The organism is Aquabacterium sp. A7-Y (assembly GCF_026153205.1).
GTDB lineage: Bacteria > Pseudomonadota > Gammaproteobacteria > Burkholderiales > Burkholderiaceae_C > Caldimonas.
Window position 1 is genome coordinate 54,554 of sequence record NZ_JAPFBW010000004.1, and the last position, 23,867, is coordinate 78,420.

Annotated in this window: 22 protein-coding genes; 10 read left to right on the forward strand and 12 right to left on the reverse strand. The window is 68.2% G+C overall.

The window, feature by feature from the left end; translation table 11 throughout:
* The first annotated feature begins 55 nt into the window (after nucleotides 1-55).
* Nucleotides 56-1,054 carry a protein-methionine-sulfoxide reductase catalytic subunit MsrP gene (gene msrP, locus OOT46_RS04410; protein ID WP_265402377.1) on the forward strand — a complete coding sequence of 333 codons (999 nt, stop codon included), beginning with the start codon at nucleotides 56-58 and terminating at the stop codon, nucleotides 1,052-1,054.
* Nucleotides 1,055-1,062: 8 nt separating this feature from the next.
* A complete protein-coding gene (locus OOT46_RS04415; RefSeq protein ID WP_265402378.1) occupies nucleotides 1,063-1,737 on the forward strand; it encodes a sulfite oxidase heme-binding subunit YedZ in 675 nt (224 codons plus the stop codon).
* An 18-nt stretch (nucleotides 1,738-1,755) separates the two neighbouring features.
* On the opposite strand, the gene OOT46_RS04420 is transcribed toward OOT46_RS04415, so the two are convergent.
* The gene (locus OOT46_RS04420; RefSeq protein ID WP_265402379.1) at nucleotides 1,756-2,310 is read right to left on the reverse strand and encodes a YaeQ family protein; all 555 of its coding nucleotides are present in this window, start codon (nucleotides 2,308-2,310) and stop codon (nucleotides 1,756-1,758) included.
* A 92-nt stretch (nucleotides 2,311-2,402) separates the two neighbouring features.
* Here OOT46_RS04420 and OOT46_RS04425 point away from each other — a divergent pair, with 92 nt between their 5' ends.
* Nucleotides 2,403-2,588: a hypothetical protein gene (locus OOT46_RS04425; protein ID WP_265402380.1), complete on the forward strand. Its 186-nt coding sequence runs from the start codon at nucleotides 2,403-2,405 to the stop codon at nucleotides 2,586-2,588.
* Nucleotides 2,589-2,619: 31 nt separating this feature from the next.
* Here OOT46_RS04425 and OOT46_RS04430 read toward each other — a convergent pair whose 3' ends face one another.
* The gene (locus OOT46_RS04430; protein ID WP_265402381.1) at nucleotides 2,620-4,437 is read right to left on the reverse strand and encodes an ABCB family ABC transporter ATP-binding protein/permease; all 1,818 of its coding nucleotides are present in this window, start codon (nucleotides 4,435-4,437) and stop codon (nucleotides 2,620-2,622) included.
* Nucleotides 4,438-4,549: 112 nt separating this feature from the next.
* Here OOT46_RS04430 and OOT46_RS04435 point away from each other — a divergent pair, with 112 nt between their 5' ends.
* From OOT46_RS04435 to OOT46_RS04445, 3 genes are all read left to right on the forward strand, one after another.
* Nucleotides 4,550-4,942 carry an acyl-CoA thioesterase gene (locus tag OOT46_RS04435; protein WP_265402382.1) on the forward strand — a complete coding sequence of 131 codons (393 nt, stop codon included), beginning with the start codon at nucleotides 4,550-4,552 and terminating at the stop codon, nucleotides 4,940-4,942.
* Between the two features lie 104 nt (nucleotides 4,943-5,046).
* Nucleotides 5,047-6,117, forward strand: coding sequence for a glycosyltransferase family 4 protein (locus OOT46_RS04440; protein ID WP_265402383.1), 1,071 nt, complete (start codon nucleotides 5,047-5,049; stop codon nucleotides 6,115-6,117).
* 91 nt (nucleotides 6,118-6,208) lie between these two features.
* Nucleotides 6,209-8,389: an amylo-alpha-1,6-glucosidase gene (locus OOT46_RS04445; protein WP_265402384.1), complete on the forward strand. Its 2,181-nt coding sequence runs from the start codon at nucleotides 6,209-6,211 to the stop codon at nucleotides 8,387-8,389.
* A gap of 4 nt (nucleotides 8,390-8,393) precedes the next feature.
* Here OOT46_RS04445 and OOT46_RS04450 read toward each other — a convergent pair whose 3' ends face one another.
* The 10 genes from OOT46_RS04450 to OOT46_RS04495 form a co-directional block, all read right to left on the reverse strand.
* On the reverse strand, nucleotides 8,394-9,194 hold the full coding sequence (locus tag OOT46_RS04450) for an SGNH/GDSL hydrolase family protein (RefSeq protein ID WP_265402385.1): 801 nt from the start codon (nucleotides 9,192-9,194) through the stop codon (nucleotides 8,394-8,396).
* Nucleotides 9,195-9,221: 27 nt separating this feature from the next.
* Nucleotides 9,222-9,986, reverse strand: coding sequence for an enoyl-CoA hydratase (locus OOT46_RS04455; protein ID WP_265402386.1), 765 nt, complete (start codon nucleotides 9,984-9,986; stop codon nucleotides 9,222-9,224).
* Nucleotides 9,983-10,873, reverse strand: coding sequence for an alpha/beta fold hydrolase (locus OOT46_RS04460; RefSeq protein ID WP_265402387.1), 891 nt, complete (start codon nucleotides 10,871-10,873; stop codon nucleotides 9,983-9,985). The genes OOT46_RS04455 and OOT46_RS04460 overlap by 4 nt, the downstream gene beginning before the upstream one ends.
* A gap of 181 nt (nucleotides 10,874-11,054) precedes the next feature.
* A complete protein-coding gene (locus tag OOT46_RS04465) occupies nucleotides 11,055-12,254 on the reverse strand; it encodes an acetyl-CoA C-acyltransferase (RefSeq protein WP_265402388.1) in 1,200 nt (399 codons plus the stop codon).
* An 18-nt stretch (nucleotides 12,255-12,272) separates the two neighbouring features.
* Complete coding sequence (locus OOT46_RS04470; RefSeq protein ID WP_265402389.1) at nucleotides 12,273-14,657, reverse strand: 3-hydroxyacyl-CoA dehydrogenase/enoyl-CoA hydratase family protein; 2,385 nt, start codon at nucleotides 14,655-14,657, stop codon at nucleotides 12,273-12,275.
* Nucleotides 14,658-14,715: 58 nt separating this feature from the next.
* Nucleotides 14,716-15,159: a DUF2147 domain-containing protein gene (locus tag OOT46_RS04475; RefSeq protein ID WP_265402390.1), complete on the reverse strand. Its 444-nt coding sequence runs from the start codon at nucleotides 15,157-15,159 to the stop codon at nucleotides 14,716-14,718.
* A gap of 70 nt (nucleotides 15,160-15,229) precedes the next feature.
* Nucleotides 15,230-17,020: an acyl-CoA dehydrogenase C-terminal domain-containing protein gene (locus OOT46_RS04480; RefSeq protein ID WP_265402391.1), complete on the reverse strand. Its 1,791-nt coding sequence runs from the start codon at nucleotides 17,018-17,020 to the stop codon at nucleotides 15,230-15,232.
* Between the two features lie 31 nt (nucleotides 17,021-17,051).
* Nucleotides 17,052-17,762: a TetR/AcrR family transcriptional regulator gene (locus tag OOT46_RS04485; protein ID WP_265402555.1), complete on the reverse strand. Its 711-nt coding sequence runs from the start codon at nucleotides 17,760-17,762 to the stop codon at nucleotides 17,052-17,054.
* 165 nt (nucleotides 17,763-17,927) lie between these two features.
* A complete protein-coding gene (locus tag OOT46_RS04490; protein WP_265402392.1) occupies nucleotides 17,928-18,944 on the reverse strand; it encodes an FHA domain-containing protein in 1,017 nt (338 codons plus the stop codon).
* Entirely contained in the window at nucleotides 18,926-20,314 is a 1,389-nt protein-coding gene (locus OOT46_RS04495) for a S1 family peptidase (RefSeq protein WP_265402393.1), read from the reverse strand. Before OOT46_RS04495 ends, OOT46_RS04490 begins: the two co-directional genes overlap by 19 nt.
* Before the next feature lie 182 nt (nucleotides 20,315-20,496).
* Between OOT46_RS04495 and OOT46_RS04500 the strand changes: the two genes are divergently transcribed.
* The 4 genes from OOT46_RS04500 to OOT46_RS04515 all read left to right on the forward strand — a co-directional run bounded on the left by OOT46_RS04500 (nucleotide 20,497) and on the right by OOT46_RS04515 (nucleotide 23,761).
* Nucleotides 20,497-21,054, forward strand: a complete 558-nt coding sequence (locus OOT46_RS04500; RefSeq protein ID WP_265402394.1) for an HNH endonuclease — start codon at nucleotides 20,497-20,499, stop codon at nucleotides 21,052-21,054.
* 146 nt (nucleotides 21,055-21,200) lie between these two features.
* Entirely contained in the window at nucleotides 21,201-21,845 is a 645-nt protein-coding gene (locus OOT46_RS04505; RefSeq protein ID WP_265402395.1) for a peroxiredoxin, read from the forward strand.
* 119 nt (nucleotides 21,846-21,964) lie between these two features.
* On the forward strand, nucleotides 21,965-22,909 hold the full coding sequence (locus tag OOT46_RS04510) for a CysB family HTH-type transcriptional regulator (RefSeq protein WP_265402396.1): 945 nt from the start codon (nucleotides 21,965-21,967) through the stop codon (nucleotides 22,907-22,909).
* 42 nt (nucleotides 22,910-22,951) lie between these two features.
* Complete coding sequence (locus tag OOT46_RS04515) at nucleotides 22,952-23,761, forward strand: DUF72 domain-containing protein (protein WP_265402397.1); 810 nt, start codon at nucleotides 22,952-22,954, stop codon at nucleotides 23,759-23,761.
* Nucleotides 23,762-23,867 lie beyond the last annotated feature (106 nt).

Below are 23,867 nucleotides of genomic sequence, written 5' to 3' on the forward strand. Positions count from 1 at the left end.
GAACCAAACCCGGTCGCGCTCCGTCGAACCTGCACTTCTGAACGGAAAGCCGAGCATGCACGTCCAACGAGATCCGGGCTTCGACATCCCCGCCGCCAGCGAGATCACGCCGCGCGCGGTCTATGAGCAGCGCCGCGAACTGCTGCGCCTGCTGGCCGCCGGCGGCGCCGGCGCCGCGCTCGCCGGATGGGCCCAGCGCTCGGCGCACGCGCAGCCGGCTCCGGCCCGGCCGAACCGCCTCGCCGCCCTGCCGTCCACCCGCAGCGGCGTGGCCGGCGCGGTGACGATGGAAAAGCCGACTGCCTACGACGACATCACCACCTACAACAACTTCTACGAGTTCGGCACCGGCAAGGACGACCCCTCGCGCCTGGCCGGCAGCTTGAAGACGCGGCCCTGGACCGTCTCGGTCGAGGGCGAGGTCGGCAAGCCGCGTGTCTGGGGCATCGAGGAGTTGCTCAAGCTCGCGCCGATGGAGGAGCGCATCTACCGGCTGCGCTGCGTCGAGGGCTGGTCCATGGTGATCCCCTGGCAGGGCTGGTCGCTGGCCGAGCTGATCCGACGCGCCGAGCCCACCTCGCGCGCCAAGTTCGTCGAGTTCCACACCCTGGCGGACAAGGCCCAGATGCCGGGCGTCAACAGCCGCGTGCTGCTGTGGCCCTATGTCGAGGGGCTGCGCATCGACGAGGCCATGCACCCGCTGACCCTGCTGGCCTTCGGCCTCTACGGCGAGGTGCTGCCCAACCAGAACGGCGCCCCGGTGCGCCTCGTGGTGCCCTGGAAGTACGGCTTCAAGTCGGCCAAGTCGCTGGTCAAGATCCGCCTGGTCGAGAAGCAGCCGGCCACCGCCTGGAACGTCTCGGCGCCGCAGGAATACGGCTTCTATTCGAACGTGAACCCCAAGGTCGACCACCCGCGCTGGAGCCAGGCCAGCGAGCGCCGCATCGGCGAGGACGGCCTGTTCCAGCGCAAGCGCCCCACCGCGATGTTCAACGGCTACGAGGCCCAGGTGGGACCGCTCTACGCCGGCATGGACCTGAAGAAGTTCTACTGAGGCCCTTCATGCAAGCCTCTGCCGAGCGCCCCCGGCCGCCGGCGCGATCGGGACCGAGCCGCGTTGCCCGTGCCCTGCTCCATCCGGCCGCCAAGCCGGCGATCCTGCTGCTGTGCCTGCTGCCGCTGGCCCGCCTGTTCTACGGCGCCTACGCCGACACGCTGGGCGCCAACCCGGCCGAGGCGCTGATCCGCTCGCTGGGCGACTGGACGCTGCGTTGCCTGTGCCTGACCCTGGCGGTGACGCCGTTGCGGCAGTGGACCGGCTGGCAGGCGCTGGCGCGGTTGCGCCGGCTGCTCGGGCTCACCACCTTCGCCTACGGCGTGCTGCACCTGCTCGCCTACGCCTGGTTCGACATGGGCTTCTACGTCGAGGACATCGCCCGCGACATTGCCAAGCGGCCCTTCATCCTGGTCGGCTTCAGCGCGCTGCTGCTGATGCTGCCGCTCGCGGCCACCTCCTTCAACCGCGCCATCAAGGCGCTGGGAGCACGCCGCTGGCAGCTGCTGCACCGGGCGGTGTACGCGGTGGCGCCACTCGCGCTGCTGCACTTCTTCTGGATGCGCTCCGGCAAGAACGACCAGGCCGAAGTGGCGGTCTACGCGGCGGTGCTCGGCGTGCTGCTCGGCTGGCGCCTGCTGCGGCACGTGAGGGCCGGACAGGTGCGGTCACAGCGCGCCTGATGGCGCCGCCAGTTTTCCCTAGCGCGCCGACGACTCCGCCCGCTTCCAGACCTGCAGCTCCAGCTGCACGGTCTGCTTCTCGTGACCGAGCCAGACCTGCCCGTCCTGCACCGTGCACTGCAGCCGCATCGTGCGCTCGACCAGGCCGGCCAGCGCCTGGCTGAACTCCGGCTTGAGGTAGAGCACCTGCAGGTTGGCGAGCTTCTCCAGCTCCCTGCGGTTCTGTGACCACCAGGTCTCGGCGGTGCGGCCGAAACTCAGCAGTACCACCTCGCGGGAGCGGTGGCTGGCCTTGCGCAGCAGTTTTTCGTCCGGCTGGCCGACGTCGATCCAGAGCTCGATGTCGCCGGTGAGGTCGCGCCGCCAGAGGTCCGCCTCGTCATTGGTCGTCATGCCGTTGGCAAAGGCCAGCTGCGCGTCGGCGAACAGCGCGAAAGCCAGCACGCGCGCCATCATGCGCTCGTCGTTTTCGGAGGGGTGGCGGGCGATCGTGAGGGCGTGGTCCGCATAGTAGGAGCGGTCCATGTCGGCGATCTGGAGGTCGACTTTGAATATCGTGGATTTGAGAGCCATGGCCGGCAGTCTGGCACAGAGCGACGCGAGGCGAGTAGGATGGGCGTTGTTCAACACCTGCTCGCGCCCGTCGCGGGACCGAAAGGAAACGATTGGCCACCCCGAACTACTCCTACGAGAAGCGCCAGCGAGAACTGGCCAAGAAGCGCAAGAAGGAAGAGAAGCTCAAGCGCAAGTCCGAGCGCTCCGACACCCCGTCCGACGCCCCGTCCGACGCCCAGAACCCGGCCGAAGACACAGGCGGGGCCGGCAGCGGCACGCCGCCCGAGCAGCCCTGAGCGCCGCCCGTCAGCGGGCCGGCGGCGCGGCTCAGTCGCCGCCGCTTTGCTGCAGTGCCCACATGCGGGCATAGCGGCCGCCGGCGGCGAGCAGCTGGGCATGGGTGCCACGCTCGATGATGCGGCCGGCTTCGAGCACCAGAATCTCATGCGCGTCCACCACGGTGGACAGGCGGTGCGCGATCACCAGGGCCGTCTTGTTGCGGGCGGCCGACGCGAGTTCGGCCTGGATCGCGCGCTCGTTGGCCGAGTCCAGTGCCGAGGTGGCCTCGTCGAAGATCAGCACCGGCGGGTTCTTCAAAAGGGTGCGTGCGATCGCCACGCGCTGCTTCTCGCCTCCCGAGAGTTTCAGTCCCCGCTCCCCCACCATGGTGTCGTAGCCCAGCGGCGTCGACGCGATGAAGGCGTGGATGTGCGCGGCGCGGGCCGCCTCCTCGACCTCTTCGCGCGTCGCTCCCGGGCGGCCGTACGCGATGTTGTACTCGATGGTGTCGTTGAAGAGCACCGTGTCCTGCGGCACGATGCCGATGGCCTGGCGCAGGCTGGCCTGGGTCACCTCACGGATGTCCCGGCCGTCGATCGTGATGCGGCCACCGCTGACATCGTAGAAGCGGAACAGCAGCCGCGCCAGCGTGGACTTGCCGGCCCCCGAGGGACCCACCACCGCGACCTTGCGGCCTGCCGGCACCTCGAAGCTCAGGTCGTGCAGGATGGGCCGGCTGGGGTCGTAGGCGAAGCTGACGTTCTCGAAGCGCACCACGCCTTCGTGCACCTGCAACGCCGGCGCCCCGGGCCGATCGTCGATCTCGCGTTCACGCTCCAGCAGGCTGAACATGCGCTCCAGGTCAGTCAGCGCCTGCTTGATCTCGCGGTAGATCACGCCAAGGAAGTTCAGCGGGATGTAGAGCTGGATCATGAAGGCGTTGATCATCACCAGGTCGCCCAGCGTCATGCGCCCGGCCACCACGGCCTCGGTGGCACGCCACAGCATCACGACCAGCGCGGTGGCGATGATGAGCTGCTGCCCGCTGTTGAGCACCGAGAGCGTGGACTGCGACTTGAGCTTGGCGCGCCGCAGGCTCTCCAGGCTCTCGTCGTAGCGGCGGGTCTCGTAGTCCTCGTTGTTGAAGTACTTGACCGTCTCGTAGTTCAGCAGTGAATCGATGGCCTTGGTGTGGGCCTTCGAGTCGAGCTCGTTCATGGTCTTGCGGTAGCGCGTGCGCCACTCGGTCACGAAGACGGTGAAGGCAATGTAGGCGACCAGCGCGAGGCCGGTGATGACGGCGAACCAGGCATCGAACTTGACGCCCAGCAGCGACAGCACCAGCACCACCTCGATCAATGTCGGGATGATGCTGTAGAGCGAATACGAGATCAGCGAATGCACCCCGCGCGTGCCGCGCTCGATGTCGCGTGTCATGCCGCCGGTCTGGCGCTCCAGGTGGAAGCGCAGGCTCAGGCTGTGCAGGTGGCGGAACACCTGCAGCGAGATGCTGCGCGACGCCCCCTCGGTCGCCTTGGCGAACACCAGCTCGCGCAGCTCGGTGAACAGCGAGGTGCACAGCCTCAGACCGCCGTAGGCCAGCAGCAGGCCGACCGGCACGACCAGCAGTGCGCGCGGGTCGCCCGGCTGGATCGAGAGGCTGTCGACCAGCCGCTTCAGCAGCAGCGGCACGCCGACGTTGGCGAGCTTGGCGCCGACCATGAAACCCAGCGCCAGCAGGACCCGCCAGCGGTACTGCCACAGGTAGGGAAACAGCTGCGACAGGGTGGCCCAGTCGGAGCGCGGCGTGCCGGCGGGAGCGTCAGGAGGCGCGGCCTCGGCCGGCAAAGCTGCATATCTGCGCATCGTGAAACAATTCAGTTTATGTCTGTACGATTTATGGAGTGAGGAAACGATGGCCGATTCCAACACCTGCCCGGTTCCCTGCGTGAACCAGCCCGCCAGTTTGCCTGCTGACATGCAACTCGTGCTGAGGGTCATGCCGATGCCCGCGGACGCCAATGCCAATGGCGATATCTTCGGCGGCTGGATCATGGCGCAGGTCGACCTCGCCGGCTCGGTGCTGCCGGTGCGCCTCGCCAAGGGCCGCATCGCGACCGTCTCGGTCAACCAGTTCGTCTTCAAGCAGCCGGTGTCCATGGGCGATCTGCTGTCTTTCTATGCCCGTGTCGAGCGGGTCGGCCGCACCTCCGTGACCGTGCATGTCGAGGTCTACGCCGAGCGCAACCCGGCCGATCCGCAGGTGGTCAAGGTCACGGAGGCCAGCCTGACCTATGTCGCGATCGACCGTGAGGGCCGGCCCCGGCCGCTGCCGGTCCAGGCCGGCAAGGCCGCGCCGGCCTCCCCCTGACCGGGACCCCGGGCACGGGGTACGGGCATCCACACTGGCCGCACGGGCATGTTCCAGGGAATGCCGTTTGCTCCCTCTTCAGGGTCGCATCACGGAGGATCCCCATGAAGATCGCGCAGGTGGCCCCGCTGATCGAGAGCGTTCCGCCCCATGGTTACGGAGGCACAGAACGTGTCGTCTCCTACCTGACCGAGGCGCTGGTGGCGCAAGGGCATGAGGTGACCCTGTTCGCCAGTGGCGATTCCGTGACGAGCGCCGACCTGGTGCCGGTGGTCGAACGCAGTCTGCGCCTGCACCCGCGCCGCCCGGAGCCGCTGCCCTGGCACACGATGATGCTCGACGAGGTGGCGTCGCGCGCCTCGACCTTCGACGTCATCCACTTCCACATGGACTACCAGCACTACCCGCTGGCACGCCGCTGCCGCACCCCCTGCCTGAGCACCCTGCACGGCCGCCTCGACCTGCCCGACGTGCAGGCGCTGCACCGCCACTTCCGCGAGCACCCGGTGATCTCCATCTCCGACGCCCAGCGGGCCCCGCTGCCCGAGGCCAACTGGTGCGCCACGGTCCACCACGGGCTGCCGCGCGACTTGTACACCTTCCAGGACCAGCCCGAGGACTACTTCGCCTTCGTAGGTCGCGTCTCACCCGAGAAACGGCTCGACCGCGCGGTGGAGATCGCGATGGCCTGCAACACCCGGCTGCGCGTGGCCGCCAAGGTCGACCAGGCCGACCAGGACTACTTCGAACGCCACATCCGCCCTCTGCTCGCGCACCCGCTGATGGACTTCGCCGGCGAGATCGAGGAAGCCCGCAAAAACGACTTCATCGGCAAGGCCCGGGCGCTGCTGTTTCCGATCGACTGGCCCGAGCCCTTCGGGCTGGTGATGATCGAGGCGCTGGCCTGCGGCACGCCGGTGATCGCCTACCCCTGCGGCTCGGTCCGGGAGGTGCTCGAGGACGGCGTGAGCGGCTACATCGTCGACAACCAGCGCGACGCCATCGAGGCGGCCCGCCGCATCGGGAACATCGACCGGCGACGCTGCCGGGAGATCTTCGAACGCCGCTTCACCTCGGCGACGATGGCCGGCAACTACCTCAAGGTCTACCAGACCCTGCTGCAAACGCGGGCGAGCCGGCGTACGGGCAACAGGGCTGCTGAAATAGCCACCTAGGGCCTGTAGACAGGCCCTAGCCCGCCTCCCGCCCCCGGCTGCCGACCAGGCCGAAGCCGGGGCGCGGCAACCCGATTGTCAGGAGATCAGCGTGACCGACAAGATCCGCATCGGCGACAAGTGGTACGTCAGCGCGCACGCCGCGCGGAGCGAAGACAACCCCCACGTGCTCAAACACAACGAGGCCTTCCTGCTGCTCGACCGCTTCGGCGACATCCACGGCCACGGCGACGGCGAGCAGGGGCTCTACCACGAGGACACGCGCTACCTGTCCCACCTGGAGCTGCTGATCGACGGCGTGCGGCCCATGTTCCTCGGCTCGGCGGTCAAGGAAGACAACAGCCTGCTGATCGTCGAGTTGATGAACCCGGACCTGCAGGAGAACGCGGTGCCCAAGGGCACGCTGCACCTGTTCCGCGCCAAGCTGCTCTGGAAGGACGCCTGCTACGAGCACATCCGCGTCACCAACCACGGCGACGAGAGCGCGCGGCTGCGCCTGTCACTGCTGTTCGACGCCGACTTCGCCGACCTCTTCGAGGTGCGCGGCATGGAGCGGGCCCGGCGCGGCGAGCTGCAGCCCTGGGCCTGCAACGGTAGCGAGGCCCAGCTGGTCTATCGCGGGCTCGACGACATCGTGCGGCGCACCCGGGTGGTGTTCGAGCCGGCCCCCTCCTCGCTCGCCCCCGGCCAGGCCGATTTCGTCCTGGAAGTCGATCCCAAGGAAGAGCTTCACCTCTACTGCACCGCCAGCTGCGAACAGGAGCCGGCCGGGGTCGCCGAGCCAGCCCCCCAGGCGCCCGCGCTGCTCCACTACGACGAGGCCTTCCGCCAGAACGACAGCGCGCGCCGTGCGGTTCTCGGCCTGTCCTGTCACGTCGAAACCTCCAACCCGCTGGTCAACCTGTGGCTCAACCGCTCGGTGTCGGACCTCGCGATGCTCACCTCGGCGCTGCCCAGCGGCCCCTATCCCTATGCCGGCACACCCTGGTACTCGACCACCTTCGGCCGCGACGGCATCCTGACGGCGCGCGAATACCTCTGGGTCGATCCCTCGCTGGCCCGTGGGGTGTTGAGCTTCCTGGCCCGCACCCAGGCCACCTCCGAGGAGCCCGAGCGCGACGCCGAGCCGGGCAAGATCCTGCACGAGGCCCGCAAATGCGAGATGGCCAACACGCGCGAGATCCCCTTCGGTCAGTATTACGGCACGGTCGACGCGACACCCCTGTTCGTCGCGCTGGCCGGCGCCTACCACCGCCGCACCGGCGACCACGAGTTCCTGCGCGGCATCTGGCCCAACATCCTGGCGGCGCTGGAGTGGATAGACCGCTACGGCGACCGTGACGGCGACGGTTTTGTCGAGTACGCCTGCCGCAGCAAGGACGGGCTGGTGCAGCAGGGCTGGAAGGACTCCAACGACTCGGTCTTCCACGCCGACGGCCGCATGGCCGAGCCGCCGATCGCGCTGTGCGAGGTGCAGGCCTATGTCTACGAGGCCAAGGTGCTGGCGGCCGAGATGGCGGTGCATCTCGGCGAGCCGGACCACGCGGTACGGCTGCGCAAAGAGGCCGAGGCGCTGAAGCAGAAGTTCCAGGCCAGCTTCTGGTGCGAGGACATCGGCGCCTACGCGATCGCGCTCGACGGGCACAAGCAGCCCTGCCGCGTCGCGACCTCCAACGCCGGCCATGCCTTGTGGACCGGCATCGCCGCGCCCGAACACGCCCGTCGCATGGCGCAGCGCCTGCTGCATCCCGACTTCTACTCCGGCTGGGGGGTGCGCACGGTGGCCGGCGGGCAGGCCCGCTACAACCCGATGTCCTACCACAACGGCTCGATTTGGCCGCACGACAACGCCCTGATCGCCGCCGGCATGGCGCGCTACGGCTATACGCAGGAAGCCTTGCGGGTGCTGACCGGGCTGTTCGACGCCAGCCTGTTTTTCGGTCAGCACCGGCTGCCGGAGCTGTTCTGCGGCTTCCCCCGCAGGCCGTCGGAAGGGCCGACCCTCTACCCGGTAGCCTGCTCGCCGCAGGCCTGGGCGGCGGCCGCGGTGTTCGGCATGGTGCAGGCCTGCCTGGGGCTGGACTTCCGCGCCGAGCCGGCCGAGGTGGTGTTGAAGTCGCCGCGCCTGCCGGCCTTCGTGGACTGGATGAAAATCCGCCAGCTCTCGATCGGCGGCAGCAGCGTGGACCTGCTGCTGCAGCGCTACGACAACAACGTCGGCATCGAGGTGACGCGCAAGACCGGCGAGATGGCGGTGCGTGTGGTGATCTGAGTCCTCAGGGCCGCCGCACGAAGGAGGCGGTGCTCAAGAAGGGATCGGCCGCGGCCCGCTGAGGGGCCGGCAGTCGCTGCGCCATCACGTGGCCCAGATGGCGGGCCCACCGCGCATACAGGCCGGCTCCGGGATGGAAACCGTCCTCCGCGAGTTCCGAGGCGGCCAGCTGCCCCTCTGCGATCTCCGCAGGCAGCTCGACGTGCACCACCTGCCGGGAGGGCGCCCAGGTCGCCTGCGCCCGGTTGAGCTGCTGCGCGTCGCGCCCCAGCACGCTCCTCAGCGGCCAGGGCAGCAGTTGGAAATGCTCCAGCGGCGGTGTCGCCGACCACAATACCAGACGGGGCCGGCACTGCTGGCAAAGCGCCAGCCAGAGCGCGTCGCGCTCGCGCACCGCGCGTGCCGGCGGCACCTGGCTCAAGACGTCGTTCATGCCCAGCACGACCAGCACCGCGTCGCAGGGCCGCGGTGGCAGCTGGCGCAGCAGCGGCAGCGCGTCCTGCGTGGTCAGGCCGGTGCGCGCGAGCAGCTGCCACGCGACCGGCCGCAACAGGCGCAGCGCCAGCTCGCGGGCCAGCGGGCCGGCCAGCGCTTCGTCCTGGGTGGTGACACCGACGCCGGCCGCCGAGGAGTCGCCCAGCACCAGCAGGCGCAAGGGCTCACCGGCAGCCTCCGCGGTACCGGCGGGCGCGGCCAGCCCTTCGCGCGGACCGTCGGCCTCGGGCAGCACCCGCGCCTGCTTGCGCACGCGCAGGCCCTGCGCCACCAGCAAGGGCGAGAGGGTGAACTTGGTCAGTCCCCACATGGTCGCGCGGCCGCTTCCAGCGTCCTTTTATTCGAACTTCGAGAAGTCGGGCTTGCGCTTCTCGAAGAAGGCCTGGAAAGCCTCGCGCGCTTCGGGGCTGCGCAGGCGCTGGCCGAAGATCTCGCCCTCGACGGCGATGGTCTCCTGCACCAGCTTGGCATGGGCCCGGCGCATCAGCTTTTTGGTCTCGCGCACGGCGGCCGGCGGCAGCTGGTTGAAGCGCTCGGCCATGCGGCGCGCGTGGTGGACCACCTCGCCAGCCGGCAGAATGGCGTTGACCAGGCGCATCTCCTGGGCCTCCTCGGCGCCGAAGGGATCGCCCAGCAGCAGCTTCTCGGCCGCCTTCACGTGGCCGGCGTAGAGCGGGATCGTGAAGCTGGACGCGAACTCGGCCACCAGGCCCAGGCTGGTGAAGGGCATCGCGAAGCGCGCGTCGTCGGCCGCGTAGACCAGGTCGCAATGGGCCAGCAGGGTGGTGCCGATGCCGATCGCGGCCCCGGTCACGGCCGCCACCACCGGCTTCTCGACCGCGGTGAGCTGCTGCATGAACTGGAACACCGGCGAGTCGCCGCCCTGCGGCGGGCGCTGCATGAAGTCCTCCAGGTCGTTGCCCGAGGTGAAGATGCCCGGCTGTCCGGTGATCAGCACCGCGCGCACCGTCGTGTCGGCCTGGGCGGCCTTGAGCGCATCCGCCATCGTCTGGTACATCGCGGCCGTCAGCGCGTTTTTCTTTTCGGGACGCGCGATTTCTATCGTCTGCACGCCGTTCACGACAGCGGTCTTGATGCTCATGTCATCTCCTGGTTGAAACTCTGGAAGCCGTGAAACAGCTCACTGGCACGTCGCCACAGTGTCGCCTCGAACTGCTCGCGGAAAAAGCCGAAATGGCCGATGCGCCCGACGTTGGCGTCCTGTGGCGTGATGCGCTCGATGCGGCGCGGCGCATTGCGGTAGCAGTCGACCAGCGCATGGGTGCCGCGCTCGGTCATCAGCTCGTCGTCGCTCATCGAGAACGCCACCACCGGGAAACGCGCCTCGGCAAAGGCCTGCTGCACATGGTGGCCCTCGGCGCCGACGTGGTAGCCCGGATGCAGGCACCAGCGCCGCCACTGCAGGATCACGCCGCGCGGCAGGTCGCCGACCTTGCGCAGCCGCCGACCCGGAAAGTAGCCGTACAGGCGGGTCGCCAGGGGCACCAGGACGTGCCAGAAATACAGCACCGTGCGGCGCGTGCGGGGTGCGTTGTCGCGCCAGTAGCCGCTGCCTGCAGCCACCGAGACCAGGCCGTCGACCCGGCCCCGGTTGCGCAGCAGCCCCGGCAACTGCGCCCCCAGGCTGTGCCCCAGCAGATAGAGTGGCAGTCCCGGCGCGGCCGCGCGCAAGGCCTCGATCGCGGTGTCGTAGTCGCAGGCCCAGTCGAACAAGTCGGCCTCGAAGCCCTTGAGGCTGCGGGCCAGCTCGCGCGGCCGGGAGTCGCCCATGCCGCGGTAGTCGAAGGTCGCGACCAGGTAACCCTGCTCCGCCAGCCAGCGGGCGAAGGGGCGGTAGAACTCCTGGCGCACCCCCATGGCCGGACCGATGAGCACCGCGGCGCGCGCAGTGGCAACCTGCGAGTCGGGCCGGAACAGGCGTGCCGCGATGCGGGCACCGTCCGGCGTCTGCAGCTCCACGTTTTCCATCTCTTCTCTCCTCGATGGCCTGGCCTCGGTCTGGGTGCCGGGGCTCGTCCTGCCCGCCATCCTCACCGCCGCCGCCCGGTGCGGCGGTCACCTGAGTGACAAGGGCCGCACACGGCGGCCCTTGTTCTTCACGCGTCCCGTCCGGAACGCCGCCGGGCCGCCGGCGGCGGCCCGGGGTCGATCAGACCCGCTCGAAGATGCCGGCCGCACCCTGGCCGGTGCCCACGCACATCGTGACCATGCCGTACTTCAGGTTGTGGCGGCGCAACGCATGCACCACGGTGGCCGCGCGGATCGCGCCGGTGGCGCCCAGCGGGTGGCCGAGGGCGATTGCGCCGCCCATCGGGTTGACCTTGGAGCGGTCCAGGTCCAGCGAGTTGAGCACCGCCAGCGACTGCGCCGCGAAGGCTTCGTTCAGCTCGATCCAGTCGAGGTCGGAGGCCTGCAGGCCGGCATAGCGCAGCGCGGCCGGGATCGCCTCGATCGGGCCGATGCCCATGATCTCGGGCGGCACGCCCTTGACCGCGAAGCTGACAAAGCGGGCCAGCGGCTTCAGGTCGTACTGCTTGATGGCCTTCTCGGAGGCCAGGATCAGGCAGCCGGCGCCGTCGGAGGTCTGCGAGCTGTTGCCGGCGGTGACGCTGCCCTTGGCCGCGAACACCGTCTTCAGGCGGCCCAGGCCCTCCAGCGAGGTGTCGGGGCGCGGGCCCTCGTCGACGTCAACGGTGCGGGTCTTGACCTTGATGGAGCCGTCGGCCAGGTTGGGGAAACGCTCGACGATCTCGACCGGGGTCATCTCGTCGCGGAATTCGCCGGCCTGGATGGCCTTGAGCGCCTTCAGGTGCGACTGCAGCGCGAACTCGTCCTGCGCCTCGCGCGAGACCTTCCACTGCTGGGCGACCTTCTCCGCCGTCAGGCCCATGCCGTAGGCGATGCCGATGTTCTCGTCCTTGGCGAACACGGCCGGGTTGATCGAGGGCTTGTTGCCGCTCATCGGCACCATGCTCATCGACTCCACGCCACCGGCGATCATCACGTCGGCCTCGCCGACGCGGATGCGGTCGGCCGCCATCTGCACCGCGGTGATGCCGGAGGCGCAGAAGCGGTTCACGGTCACGCCGCCGACGGTGTTGGGCAGGCCGGCCAGCAGCGCGGCAATGCGCCCGACGTTCAGGCCCTGCTCACCCTCGGGCATCGCGCAGCCGATGATGGCGTCCTCGATGGCCTTGGCATCCAGGGTCGGGACCTGCTTCAGCGCGCCCTGCATCGCGGCGACCAGCAGGTCGTCGGGGCGGGTGTTCTTGAAGTAGCCGCGGCCGGACTTGCCGATCGGGGTGCGGGTGGCCGCAACGACGTAGGCTTCTTGAATTTGCTTGCTCATGATTGATTCTCCGAGCGATCAGTTGCGGACCGGCTTGCCGGTCTGCAGCATGCCCATGATGCGTTCTTGGGTCTTGGGGTTGTCCAGCAGCGAGCAGAAGTGCTTGCGCTCCAGCGCCATCAGGTATTCCTCGGTCACCAGCGAGCCGCCTTCGACCTCGCCGCCGCAGAGCACGTCCGCAATCAGGCTGCTGATGTGGTAGTCGTGCTGGCTGATGAAGCCGCCGTCGCGCATGTTGACCAGCTGGTTCTTGATGCTGGCGATGCCCGAGCGCCCGGCCACCGGGAAGGGGCGACGCACCGGCGGGCGGTAGCCGCTGTCGAACAGCGACTTGGCCTGCTGGATCGCGACGTAGAGCAGCTCGTCCTTGTTGGGCACGATCACGTCGCTGTCGAGCAGGTAGCCCAGCTTGCGCGACTCGATCGCGCTGGTGCCGACCTTGGCCATCGCGGCACCCGTGAAGCCTTCGGTCAGGAAGGTCAGGATGAAGGCGCCGGCATTGCCCGCGGCCGCCATCTCGGCCGCACGGCGGGCGATGTAGGTCAGGCCGCCGGCACCCGGGATCAGGCCCACGCCGACTTCGACCAGGCCGACGTAGCTTTCCATCGCGGCAACCCGCTTGGCGGAGTAGACCGCCAGCTCGCAGCCGCCGCCCAGCGCCATGCCGCGGATCGCGGAGACCACCGGCACGTTGGCGTAGCGCAGGCGCAGCATCGCGTCCTGCAGCTTCTTCTCCTCGGCCTCGATGGCCTTGGAGCCGCCCGCCATGAAGGCCGGCAGCATGGCCTGCAGGTCGGCTCCGGCCGAGAAGGGATCATCCGGCGACCAGACCACCACACCCTTGTACTGCGCCTCGGCCAGATCGACCGCCTTCAGCAGACCTTCGACCACGCCCGGGCCGATGGCGTGCATCTTGGTCTTGATGCTGACGATGACGACCTCGTCGTCCAGCGTCCACAGGCGCACCGAGTCGTCCTCGTGCAGGGTCTTGCCGGCGGTCTCGGGGGCGGCGGCACCCGAGCCCAGCACATCCTCGGAGAACAGCTGGCGCTGGTAGACCGGCAGCTTGCTGCGCGGCACATAGGTCTTCTTCGCGGGCGACCACGACCCTTCGGCCGTGTGCACACCCTCGCGGCCGTCGAACACCCAGGCAGGCAGCGGCGCCTTGCTCAGGGCCTTGCCGGCGTCGATGTCGTCCTTGATCCACTGGGCGACCTGCTTCCAGCCGGCGGCCTGCCACAGCTCGAAGGGGCCCTGCTTCCAGCCGAAACCCCAGCGGATCGCGAAGTCGACGTCACGCGCGGTCTCGGCGATGTCTTCCAGGTGCACGGCGCAGTAGTGGAAACCGTCGCGGAAGATGGCCCACAGGAATTGCGCCTGCGGGTTGCTCGACTCGCGCAACAGCTTCAGGCGCTCGGCGGCGGGCTTCTTCAGGATGCGGGCGACCAGCTCGTCGGCCTTGCCGCCAGCCGGCACGTAGTCCGCCTTGGCCGGGTCCAGGCGCAGGATGTCCTTGCCGGCCTTCTTGTAGAAGCCGGCGCCGGTCTTCTGGCCCAGCGCGCCCTTCTCGATCAGCTTGGCCAGCACGGGCGGCGTCGCATAGGTGGGGAAGAAGGGGTCGTCAGCCAGGTTGTCCTGCAGCGTCTTGATGACGTGGGCCATCGTGTCCAGGCCCACCACGTCCGCGGTGCGGAAGGTGCCGGAGCTGGCGCGGCCGAGCTTCTTGCCCGTCAGGTCGTCGACGACGTCATAGGACAGGCCGAAGTTCTCGGCTTCCTTGATGGTCGCCAGCATGCCGGCGATGCCGACGCGGTTGGCGATGAAGTTGGGGGTGTCCTTCGCGCGCACCACACCCTTGCCGACGCTGCTGGTGACGAAGCTCTCGAGCTGGTCGAGGATCGCCGGCTGCGTGGTCGGGGTCGGAATCAGCTCGACCAGGTACATGTAGCGCGGCGGGTTGAAGAAATGGATGCCGCAGAAGCGCGGCTTGATCTCTTCGGGCAGCGCCTCGGACAGCTTGGTGATAGACAGGCCCGAGGTGTTGGAGGCGACGATGGCATGCGGCGCCACGAAGGGAGCGATCTTCTTGTAGAGATCGAGCTTCCAGTCCATGCGTTCGGCGATCGCCTCGATGATGAGGTCGCACTCCTTGAGCTGCTCCAGGTGCTCTTCGTAGTTGGCCTGGCCGATCAGTGCGGCGTCTTCGGGCACGCCCAGCGGGGCCGGCTTGAGCTTCTTGAGGTTGTCGATCGCCTTGGTCACGATCCCGTTTTTCGGGCCTTCCTTGGCGGGCAAGTCGAACAGCACGACCGGCACCTTGACATTGACCAGATGGGCAGCGATCTGCGCACCCATCACGCCGGCACCGAGCACGGCGACTTTGCGGACTTGGAATCGACTCACGGAGTTCTCCTAGATATTCGGCCGGCGCCCTCCCGATGGAGAGGGCGCCGGCGCAGACTCATTCGACGCGTTGCCAGACCTGCGTGCGCCCCAGCAGGGGAGCACCGATATAGCCGCGCACTTCGAGCTTCTGGCCGCCTTCGGTGGGTTTGAGCCTCACCTTGTAGACCTTGCCGTTGTTGGGATCGAGGATGTCGCCACCATCCCAGAGCTGGGCATCCTCGGCGTTTTTCTTGACGTTGCGAATGATCGTCAAGCCCGCCACCGGCTTGTCCTTGCGCTCGTCGGAACACTTCTCGCAGACCGCGTCCGGCTTGGCCTCGGGGTCGAGAATCTTCTCGACCTTGCCATTCAGCACGCCGTTGGTCTCCTGGATGCGCACCAGCGACTTCTCCTTCTTGGTGCCGTCGTCGATGGTCTTCCACAGGCCGACCGGCGAGGTGTTCGCGAAGGCGCCGCCGCAGACGAAGGCGGCGGCGACGAGGGCCAGAAGCTTGTTCATATGTTCTCCTTGATGGTGTTGGATGCCGGGCAGACCGCGTTGGACAGGCGGGCCGCCCGACCGGCCCAGCTTAGAACAAAGCCTCGTCCATCTCCATCAAAGGCTTGACGCCAGCACGGGCAGTGCGGATCAGCGAAGCGGTCTCGGGCAGCAGCTTGGCAAAGTAGAAGCGCGCCGTGATCAGCTTGGCCTTGTAGAAGGGATCACCGGAGTCGACCTTGGCCAGCGCCACCTTGGCCATGCGGGCCCAGAAGTAGGCGAACACCAGGTGGCCGCAGACACGCAGGTAGTCGACCGCCGCGCCACCGACTTCGTCGGGGTTCTGGAAGGCCTTCATGCCGATCTCGGTGGTCAGCTTGGTGACCTTGTCGCCCAGGTCGGCCAGCGGGTTGATGAACTCCTGCATGTTTTCGTTCACGCCTTCTTCTTCGACGAAGGTCGCGACGATCTTGCCGAACTTCTTCAGCTTGGCGCCGTTGTCGGCGAGCACCTTGCGGCCCAGCAGGTCGAGCGACTGGATCGTGTTGGTGCCCTCATAGATCATGTTGATGCGGGCGTCGCGGACGTACTGCTCCATGCCCCACTCGGCGATGTAGCCGTGGCCGCCGAAGACCTGCATGCAGTGCGAGGTCGCGATCCAGCCGTTGTCGGTCAGGAAGGCCTTCACGATCGGCGTCACCAGGGCCACCAGGTCGGCGGCTTCCTTGCGGGCGGCTTCGTCGGTGCTGGAGAGCTCGCGGTCGATCAGCAGCGCGGTCCAGAGCGACAGCGCGCGGCCGCCTTCGGCATAGGCGCGGGCGGTCAGCAGCATCTTGCGCACGTCGGGGTGCACGATGATGGGGTCGGCCGGCTTGTCGGTGGCCTTGGGGCCCGACAGCGAGCGCATCTGGATACGGTCCTTCGCGTAGGCCACCGCATTCTGGTAGGCCACCTCGGTCAGGCCCAGCGACTGCATGCCCACGCCCAGGCGGGCCGCGTTCATCATCACGAACATCGCCTGCAGGCCCTTGTGCGGCTCGCCCACCAGGGTGCCGACGGCGCCGTCCAGCACCATCTGCGCGGTGGCGTTGCCGTGGATGCCCATCTTGTGCTCCAGGCCGCCGCAATAGATCTTGTTGCGCTCGCCCACGCTGCCGTCGGCGTTCACGAGGAACTTCGGCACCACGAACAGCGAGATGCCCTTGGAGCCTTGCGGGGCGTCGGGCAGGCGGGCCAGCACCAGATGGACGATGTTCTCGGCCAGGTTGTGCTCGCCGGCGGAGATGAAAATCTTCTGGCCGGTGATGCGGTAGGTACCGTCGCCCTGCGGCTCGGCCTTGGTGCGCAGCAGGCCCAGGTCGGTGCCGCAATGCGGCTCGGTCAGGCACATCGTGCCGGTCCACTCGCCGCTGGTCAGCTTGGGCAGGAAGGTCTTCTTCTGCTCCGGCGTGCCGTGGGCATGCAGGGCCTCGTAGGCGCCGTGCGACAGGCCCGGGTACATGGTCCAGGCCTGGTTGGCCGAATTCATCATTTCGTAGAAGCACTGGTTGACCGTGATCGGCAGGCCCTGGCCGCCGTACTCGGGATCAGCGCTCAGCGCCGGCCAGCCACCTTCGACGTACTTCTGGTAGGCCTCCTTGAAACCCTTGGGCGCGGTCACCTCGTGGGTGGCCTTGTCCAGCGTGCAGCCCTCCTGGTCACCCGTCTGGTTGATCGGGAAGATCACCTCGGAAGCGAACTTGCCGCCCTCCTCCAGGATGGCGTTGATCGTGTCGGCGTCGACCTCGGCGTGCGCGGGCATCTGCTTGAATTCGTCAACGACGTTCAACATCTCGTGCAGCACGAATTGCATGTCGCGCAACGGCGGGGTGTACTGGGCCATGGAGGGTCTCCTACGAAAAAAGGGGGGACGGTTATCGGGTGGGGGCAGGGGTCTTGGCCGCCTTGCGCGAGACCGGCACGGCGGAACCGGGCTTGGGCGCCGTCTCGGTCGCGTAGTGGCTGATGATGAACTCGAAGCCGCGCCGAGCCCGGTCGATCGAACCTGGCGAGCGCAGGAAACGGGCGTCGTGGTGCAAGGCGAGGATCAGTCCGTGCACCTCGAACAGCATCTGCATCGCGTCGACATCGGGACGCAGGTGGCCTTCCTCGATCGAGATCGTGATGGCGCGGTTCAGCGCCCGGTGCCACATGCGGACCATCTCGACCAAGGCATCGCGGACCGGGCCGGGGCGGTCGTCGAACTCGACCGCGCCGCTGATGTAGATGCAACCGGAGTCGATCTCGACCGAGACGCGCCGCACCCAGCGCTCGAACAGCGCGCGCAGCCGCGGCAGGCCGCGTGGCTCGAGCACGGCCGGAAAAAACACCTCTTCCTCGAACTTGGCGTGGTACTCACGGATGACCGAGATCTGCAGCTCCTCGCGCGACCCGAAGTGGGCAAACACGCCCGACTTGCTCATGCGCGTGACTTCCGCCAGCGCGCCGATGGACAGGCCTTCCAGCCCCACCTGCGAGGCCAGGCTGAGGGCCGCGTCAAGGATCACGGCCTTGGTCTGCTGCCCCTTCTGGAGGCCGCGCGTGGACTCACGGGCGATTTCGCGCGTCGACTTGCTGGCGGTCATGGGGGGGGAGCTCACGATGCATCCGGAATAAAACGAACGGTCGTTCTATTTTGCAGAAATCCGGCGACCCGCACTGCAGAAGCCGGAGGAATTTCTAGAGCCGGGTGCCTAAAAGCGACAGACGTGGCCCGGATTGCGGGTAAACCCCGAGTGCAAGACAGCACCTCAGTCCTGCACGCCGCTGGAATCGCCCTCTTCCACCGATTCGTCGGCGGCTGCCTCAGTGTCCTCATCGCGAGCCTTGCGGTCCAGGCGATCCTTCAGCGCGGCCGCTTCCTCCAGGAAGGTCTGCGGCGCGACCGGCAGCGCCAGCCGCAGCGCCGGGGGCGGCAAGGTGGTGAGGTAGAGCTCGTCGGTGAGCCGGCCGCTGCGCTGCCACTGGAAGGCTGCCGCGGTCGCCAGCCCACCGGCGGTCAGCAGTGTCGTGGCCACGGCCAGGCGGCGCCGCCGCGACGGCAGCACCGCGCACAGGTGGGCGTACACCGCCCCGGCCAGCACGGCCGTCTCGGCGGCTGGGCGGATGCGGCTCAACAGGACCCAGGAGCTCGCGAAGGCCAGCACCGCCAGCAGCGCACCGAGCACGCCGGAGGCCAGCAGACCCGAGGCCGCGATGCGCAGATGGGTCCAGTAGTCGAAACGGTGCCGGAACAACTTGGAGCCCAGGGCCCACAGCAGGGACCAGAGCGACAGCGCCGCGCAGGACACGATCACCATCAGCGCGAAGCGCAGCAGGAACTCACCCGGATCGGTGGCGAGGTACTCCTCCCAGCTCATCCAGGCCAGCCACAGCGCGCTGGCGCCGAGCGCCGAGGCCGGCAGGCCGGGTCGCCAACTGCCCGGGCGCGGAACCGCCACCTCGGGCGCCAGCGGCTCGCCCCGCAGGCGCACCCGCAGACGCGTGCCGCCGAGCAGCAGCTCCTCGCCGGGCGGCCTCAAGGCCGAGCTGCCGGCGCGCAGCCAGCTGCGGCCGCTCTTCACGCCGTTGACGCTGTCACCGACGGCCAGCAGCAGCCCCTCGGGGCGCCCTTCCAGGCTCAGGTGGCGCGGCGCGACATGTGGATCGTCGAGCACGATGTCGCAGTCCAGCGAACGGCCCAGGCTCACCGGCCAGGCCGTCACCGGGTAGGACTGCCGCAGCTGGCCGTCGCGGTCCAGCACTTCGATCAGCGCGATCTTGTCCATCCGTAGCCTTGCAGGTAGTGGGCGGCGAGCCGCATCGCGTTCTTGAAATCGACCCCGCGGGCATCGAAGCGGCCTTGTACGCCAGCGGTGGATTGGTCCAGCGTCGCCACCAGCACGCTCAAGTCGTAGAGACCGGTCAGCTTGCGGTAGGCGCTCATGCAAAGCACCGCGCGCAGGGCCAGGCCGTCGCGGTCGACGAAACGTTCCTCGCACTGCGGCACGGTGCGGTGGCGCGTCGCGCGGCCGCCGAAGCTTTCGTTGCGGAAGCTGGCCGAGTACTGCGCGGCGAAACGCAGGCTGCCCAGGCGGCTGCCGTCGTAGGCTTCGTGGCGCACGCTCAGCCCCCCGGTCTGCAGCCAGTCCGAGATGAAGATCTGCGTGTCCATCTCGCACTCCGAGCGTTCGAACTCCAGGCCGCGCGTATCGGCCGGCGTGGAATTGCCCCAGCAGCGCATGAAGGTCTCCTGGGGCACCGGGATCGCGTAGCGCGCATGCGTGCTCTCGCGCCAGGGCTGTTTCAGGAAACGCTCGGTGAGGCGCTGCTGGTGAGCCAGCAGCTGTTCGCTCAGCCGGTCGTAGAGCGGGCCCTCGATGGCTTTGGCGTCGCGCCCCTGCGCGAGCAGCTCCTCGGCATAGCGGCCGGGCACCAGGAAGCTCACCAGCTGGCCGTCGCGCCGTGTTGCCACGTTCACGCCGATCACGCGGCCCTGCTCGTCCAGCGCCGGGCCGCCGCTCATGCCGGCGTTGAGCGCACCGGCGAAAAAGATGTTGGGATAGAAACTGCGCTCGACCAGGCCGTTGTAGTTGCCTTCCACCACGGCGAAGCCCACATCCAGCGGATTGCCCAGCGAGTAGATGCGCTCACCCTTGGCGAGGCTGCGCCCGGAGGGGCGGAAGGCCAGCGGCGTGCGCCCCTGCAGGCCGGCGTCGCCGGCGCGTACCAGCGCCAGATCGTGGATCGCGTCGAAGGCCAGCAGTTGCAGCGGTCCTTCGCGGCCATCGTCGGTGCTGTAGACCAGACGGTAGCGACCCGGCTCGAGCGCCACCTGGCTGACCACATGGTAGTTGGTGATCAGGTGGCCCTCGGCGGTGACGACAAACCCGGAGCCGACCGAGGCCTGGCTGGCCTGCCCCTTGAGCAGCGTGCGCACCTGCACCAGCTGGCCGCGGGTGACGCCATAGAGCCGCTGCGCGGTGGCCGACACGGGAGGAGCTGACAGGCTCGTGGCGGTTTCGCCTGGAGGCAGCGCCGGAGCGCCCTGGGACGGGGGTTGAGCCAGGGGCAGGCTCTGAGCCCAGACCGCCGCCATGCCCAGCCCCGCAAACCCGTACACGGCTGCGCGGCGCAGCCAGCCAAAGAAGGACTTCATGCCGGGCATTGTAGGAAGGCAGCTCGCTGTCGGTGGCCTCGCCCGCTGCCCCGGCCAAGATGTCGGAACGATGACCGGAGGCCGCCGCAGGGCCGCACTGTGGCGGCGTCGCCCCAGCACTTGCACGCAAGCCTTTGAGCCGGGAATGCATATTGCAGTATGCTGCGCGGAGAGGCAAAGCTATGGACGTCCTACAACTCGACGTGTCTGGCCGGCCCCAAGCGTGGATATCGCCCAAGGACGCGGCCATCCTGTACGCCAGCGACTGTGTCGCCTGGACGTTGGGGGATCCCTTTGTCGTTCTGCGAGGCGGCATACAGCGGATCACCGGGCTGCAATCGCGCATCGAGCTGCACCCCATCGTGGCGGTCCGCGGCTCGGTCCCCAGCCGGGCCTGGCGCCAGGTGCCGGCGCTTTCCAACGCCAAGCTGTTCGTGCGTGACCGCCACCTGTGCGCCTACTGCGGCCACCAGTTCCCGGTCGAGGACCTGACACGCGAGCACATCGAGCCCACCTCGCGCGGCGGCTGCGACAGCTGGATGAACTGCATCACCGCCTGCCGCAGCTGCAACGGGCGCAAGGGCAGCCGCACGCCCGAGGAAGCCCGCATGCCCCTGCTCTACCTGCCCTACGTGCCCAGCCTGCACGAGGACATGATCCTGCGCGGCCGCCGCATCCTGGCCGACCAGATGGAGTTCCTGCTCGCCAGCGTGCCGCGCAGCAGCCGGCTGCACGCCTGACCTTCCGGTGTTCGGGCGACGCCCTGCCGCGCCGCCTTTCTTATGCGGAAAACGAGTGAAGAAAGAACTTTTTATTTGTTCCCTTCATAAAAAGTCGTTTTGATAATCGTTTTCCGCATGTCGCACATCTGAACAAGGAGGAAGTCATGGCAAGTCTGCGTCTCGGGGACATCGCTCCCGATTTCGAACAGGATTCGACCGAGGGCCGCATCCGCTTCCACGAGTGGCTGGGCGACAGCTGGGGCGTGCTGTTCTCGCACCCGGCTGATTTCACGCCGGTGTGCACCACCGAGCTCGGTCTGACCGCCAAGCTGAAGGACGAGTTCGCCCAGCGCGGGGTCAAGGCAATCGCGTTGTCGGTGGATCCCGTCGATTCACATCAGAAGTGGATCGGCGACATCAACAGCACCCAGAACTGCCAGGTGAATTTTCCGATCCTGGCCGACGCGGACAGCAGCGTGTCCACGCTCTACGACATGATCCACCCGAATGCGAACGCCACGCTGACGGTGCGTTCGCTGTTCGTGATCGACCCGCAGAAGAAGGTGCGCCTCATCATCACCTACCCGGCCAGCACCGGGCGCAACTTCGACGAGATCCTGCGCGTCATCGACTCGCTGCAGCTCACCGACAAGCACAGCGTCGCGACCCCGGGCAACTGGAAGCAGGGCGAGGACGTCGTGATCGTGCCCTCGCTGCAGGACCCCGAGGTGATCCAGCAGAAGTTCCCCAAAGGCTACAAGGCCGTCACGCCCTACCTGCGGCTGACGCCGCAGCCGAACAAGCCCTGAGCCCCCCGCCTGCCGGGACCCGGTGGTCCGGGCCCCGCACCTGGACTTCTGTCGCGCCTGCGCCAAGGGCCGCGGGTCGCTCTTCTTTTGCCCGGCGTGCCGCCGGCCGGTAAACATCCATGAACTTCCAGCAATTGCGCTCCGTCCGCGAGACGGTCCGGCGGGGTTTCAATCTCACCGAGGTGGCCCATGTGCTGCACACCTCGCAGCCCGGCGTGAGCCGGCAGATCCGCGAGCTGGAAGACGAGCTGGGCATCGAGCTGTTCGTGCGGGCCGGCAAGCGGCTCACCGGCCTGACGCCACCGGGCGCCGAGGTGCTGCCCATCATCGAGCGCATGCTGCTCGATGCCGCCAACCTCCGGCGCGCCGGCGACGACTACGCGTCGCAGTCGCGCGGCAGCCTCTGCATCGCCACCACCCACTCCCAGGCGCGCTACGCGCTGCCGACCGCGGTGGGCGACTTCCGGCGGCAATTCCCCAACGTCACGCTCAAGCTGCACCAGGGCTCGCCGCGACAGGTGGCCGAGATGCTGTTGACCGGCGAAGCCGACATCGGCATCGCGACCGAGGCGCTGACACGTTATGAGGACCTGGTGGCGCTGCCCTGCTACCGCTGGACCCACTGCGTGATCGTGCCGCCGGATCACGAGCTGCTCGATGGCGAGCCGCTGACCCTGGAGCGCCTGGTGCGCCACCCCGTCATCACCTACGACGAGGGCTACACGGGCCGCTCGCACATCGACGAGGCCTTCCAGCGCGCCGGCCTCCAGCCCGAGGTGGTGCTCACCGCGATGGATGCCGACGTCATCAAGACCTATGTGGAACTCGGCATGGGCATCGGCATCGTCGCTTCGATCGCCTATGACGAGGAGCGCGACCGCAGCCTGCGCGCCCTCGACGCCCGCCACCTGTTCGCGATGAACATGACACGCCTGGGGATCCGCCGCGGCACCTATCTGCGCGCGTATGTCTATGCCTTCATCGAGTGTTTCGCGCCCCCCCTGACGCGCGCGGCGGTGGACCGGGCGCTCGGCGCCGAGCCGGGTACCAGCTTCGAGATCTGAGCCAGGCCCTAAACTCGCCGTGTCGCATCGCAAGGAGCAGGCATGGCAGACCTCGGGCGCATCCGCGTCGGCATCGGCGGCTGGAGCTACGAGCCGTGGCGCGAGACCTTCTACCCCGACAGCCTCCCGCAGCACCGGGAACTGCACTACGCAAGCCGGCAGCTCAGCGCGATCGAGATCAACAGCACCTTCTACCGCGCGCCGCCCGGCGAGATCTTCGCGCGCTGGCGTGACGAAACGCCCGAGGACTTCGTGTTCTCGGTCAAGGCGCCGCGCTACTGCACCCACCGCAAGGTGCTGGCCGAGGCGCTTGAGACGTCGGCGCGTTTCCTCGAGGCCGCGGCCCACCTGGGCGACAAGCTCGGGCCGGTGGTCTGGCAGTTGCCCCCGACCCATCGTTTCGATGCCGACGACCTCGACCGCTTCCTGCAGGCGCTGCCGCGCGAGGCCGGCCCCCGGAGCCTGCGCCACGTCGTCGAAGCGCGCCACGACAGTTTCCTGGTCGCCGAATTCCCGGCCCTGCTGCGCCAGCATCGGGCCGCGAGCGTCTACACCGACTCGGACAAGTACCCCAGCTTCGCCGACCTGGGCGGCGACTTCGTCTATGCACGGCTGATGAACTCCCAGCCCGACCTGCCGACCGGCTATCCCGACGACGAGCTGGACGACTGGAGCGAGCGCGCCCGCCGGTGGGCCGCCGGCGGCGAGCCGGCCGAACTGCCGCGTATCGTCGATGCGCCGGCGGAGCCGCGTGCGCGCGACGTCTTCATCTATTTCATCAACGGCGCGAAGGAAAACGCTCCGCAGGCGGCCGGCGCCCTGCTGTGGCGGCTGGAGCAGCACCCGCATTGAGCCCGGGCTTACGCAAGGACACAGTGCTTTCGATGTGAGGGGTTCATTGCACCCCCTCCTCGCTTCTATCGTTCACGGGCACACCCTGGATCCATTCTGGTGCTGC

Bases quoted from the DNA above. Each gene is read 5' to 3' on its own strand.
- OOT46_RS04450 (WP_265402385.1), bottom strand. From the start codon at position 9,194: ATGTGGGGACTGACCAAGTTCACCCTCTCGCCCTTGCTGGTGGCGCAG.
- OOT46_RS04420 (WP_265402379.1), bottom strand. From the start codon at position 2,310: ATGGCTCTCAAATCCACGATATTCAAAGTCGACCTCCAGATCGCCGAC.
- OOT46_RS04475 (WP_265402390.1), bottom strand. From the start codon at position 15,159: ATGAACAAGCTTCTGGCCCTCGTCGCCGCCGCCTTCGTCTGCGGCGGC.
- OOT46_RS04485 (WP_265402555.1), bottom strand. From the start codon at position 17,762: ATGACCGCCAGCAAGTCGACGCGCGAAATCGCCCGTGAGTCCACGCGC.
- OOT46_RS04415 (WP_265402378.1), top strand. From the start codon at position 1,063: ATGCAAGCCTCTGCCGAGCGCCCCCGGCCGCCGGCGCGATCGGGACCG.
- OOT46_RS04440 (WP_265402383.1), top strand. From the start codon at position 5,047: ATGAAGATCGCGCAGGTGGCCCCGCTGATCGAGAGCGTTCCGCCCCAT.
- OOT46_RS04430 (WP_265402381.1), bottom strand. From the start codon at position 4,437: ATGCGCAGATATGCAGCTTTGCCGGCCGAGGCCGCGCCTCCTGACGCT.
- OOT46_RS04515 (WP_265402397.1), top strand. From the start codon at position 22,952: ATGGCAGACCTCGGGCGCATCCGCGTCGGCATCGGCGGCTGGAGCTAC.
- OOT46_RS04480 (WP_265402391.1), bottom strand. From the start codon at position 17,020: ATGGCCCAGTACACCCCGCCGTTGCGCGACATGCAATTCGTGCTGCAC.
- msrP (WP_265402377.1), top strand. From the start codon at position 56: ATGCACGTCCAACGAGATCCGGGCTTCGACATCCCCGCCGCCAGCGAG.
- OOT46_RS04455 (WP_265402386.1), bottom strand. From the start codon at position 9,986: ATGAGCATCAAGACCGCTGTCGTGAACGGCGTGCAGACGATAGAAATC.
- OOT46_RS04505 (WP_265402395.1), top strand. From the start codon at position 21,201: ATGGCAAGTCTGCGTCTCGGGGACATCGCTCCCGATTTCGAACAGGAT.
- OOT46_RS04500 (WP_265402394.1), top strand. From the start codon at position 20,497: ATGGACGTCCTACAACTCGACGTGTCTGGCCGGCCCCAAGCGTGGATA.
- OOT46_RS04465 (WP_265402388.1), bottom strand. From the start codon at position 12,254: ATGAGCAAGCAAATTCAAGAAGCCTACGTCGTTGCGGCCACCCGCACC.
- OOT46_RS04495 (WP_265402393.1), bottom strand. From the start codon at position 20,314: ATGAAGTCCTTCTTTGGCTGGCTGCGCCGCGCAGCCGTGTACGGGTTT.
- OOT46_RS04435 (WP_265402382.1), top strand. From the start codon at position 4,550: ATGCAACTCGTGCTGAGGGTCATGCCGATGCCCGCGGACGCCAATGCC.
- OOT46_RS04460 (WP_265402387.1), bottom strand. From the start codon at position 10,873: ATGGAAAACGTGGAGCTGCAGACGCCGGACGGTGCCCGCATCGCGGCA.
- OOT46_RS04510 (WP_265402396.1), top strand. From the start codon at position 21,965: ATGAACTTCCAGCAATTGCGCTCCGTCCGCGAGACGGTCCGGCGGGGT.
- OOT46_RS04490 (WP_265402392.1), bottom strand. From the start codon at position 18,944: ATGGACAAGATCGCGCTGATCGAAGTGCTGGACCGCGACGGCCAGCTG.